1 protein-coding gene is annotated in these 1,384 nt (G+C 49.7%); it reads left to right on the forward strand.

Going from position 1 to position 1,384, the window contains the following annotated elements; genetic code table 11:
* The first annotated feature begins 491 nt into the window (after nucleotides 1–491).
* Nucleotides 492–944 (forward strand): lytic transglycosylase domain-containing protein, encoded by a 453-nt coding sequence (locus tag DID99_RS36605; RefSeq protein WP_124668726.1) that lies wholly within the window; start codon nucleotides 492–494, stop codon nucleotides 942–944.
* The last annotated feature ends 440 nt before the right edge of the window (nucleotides 945–1,384 follow it).

Consider the following 1,384-nt stretch of genomic DNA (forward strand, 5'->3'; position numbering starts at 1 on the left):
AAGGCAGAGAGGAGCTTTGCCATCCACTACGTTGCCGATTTACGTCCGGCGGACGGCGACACGCGTCGCACTTGAAAGAGTCTCTTAGGGGCTCACTTTCTGTGCACTGCAAATACGATTCCGCGACAACTAGATTTATTGGATGAGATCGAATGCTGTACCCGTAAATATGATGTGTGATTTGAAATGTTGGCGGCGATCGAGCAATGGTGGGCAGATCGAAACGTCGAAACGATTAGATTGGTCTATTTGGGTGGCGGCGCTTCGGAGGATTTGTGAGGTCATTTTATTGACTATTTGTACATAATTGCGCCGCCGAGCAGCCTCGTAATTTGGGGGGATTTATTAAAAAAATAATAAAATCGAAAGCGCTGCCGCGAAAACAAAGTAGGCTATGCTGCTGTAGTGATGGCATATTTTGAGGTTGTGGAGCCGGCGAGCTTAATTGCTTGACCTTCTCGTGGAAACATTTTTGGATTGCCTGTGTGGCTATGTTGACAAAATATATATTTGGTTTCGCCGCCGTTGCGTTGTGCAACTTTTCATTCAACGTTTCTGTGCGCGCGGACTGCTTCGAGGCGGCTGCCGGCTATCAGAGAGTTAATCCGTGGATCTTGCGCGCCATCGCTTGGAAAGAATCGCGTTATCTGACTGACGCAACACACAGGAATATGAACGGCTCGACAGACTATGGTATCATGCAGATTAATTCAATTCACCTTCCGGAGCTTTATGAATACGGAATCTCCGAAGCTACATTGATGGAGCCTTGCAAGAACATCTATATTGCAGCGTGGTATCTTCGTCAGAAGATGAACAAATACGGAAATACTTGGGACGCGATCGGCTCCTACCATTCGGAAACACCTTCGCTGCGCAACAGATATGCCCAGCAAATCGAGGCGATCGTGAATCAGTGGAAATTACAACCACCCGAACAGTAGGTTCAGAGTGCAACCGGTCTGGGCGAGCTTTGTGACCTTTGCCCCAGTATCTCGAATCGCGCAGCTAGCCATCAAGCCAGTCGGGCGACCTTGAGCGAACCCCACGGATTTTTGGCCGGCACATTACTCAACAATTATCGACCGGAACATTAGCTACTACGGTTGCTATGCAAAATGACGCCGGTTTCGGGTGGCCAGAATCCCTCGCTCAGTGTATCCATGGTCGGCCCGATACTCGTAACTGCCTGCATCAATCCGGTCAACATCTGCCGCGCGAACAGGTCGATTCAGACTGTTGGATCGATATGCGTGGTCGCCCGTATTCGCCCTTGATATGTGCAAGAATTGACCTGCTCCACGCGTTTAGAGTCGCTAACACAAGTCCTCGACGAAGCGAGAACAGATGACGGCAGCGGCAAGGGAAAGCAACGCCACATGAA

This window comes from Burkholderia sp. Bp8986 (genome assembly GCF_003854225.1).
Taxonomy (GTDB): Bacteria; Pseudomonadota; Gammaproteobacteria; order Burkholderiales; family Burkholderiaceae; genus Burkholderia.

Coding starts and splice junctions, on each gene's coding strand:
- DID99_RS36605 (WP_124668726.1), top strand. CDS start 492: ATGTTGACAAAATATATATTTGGTTTCGCCGCCGTTGCGTTGTGCAAC.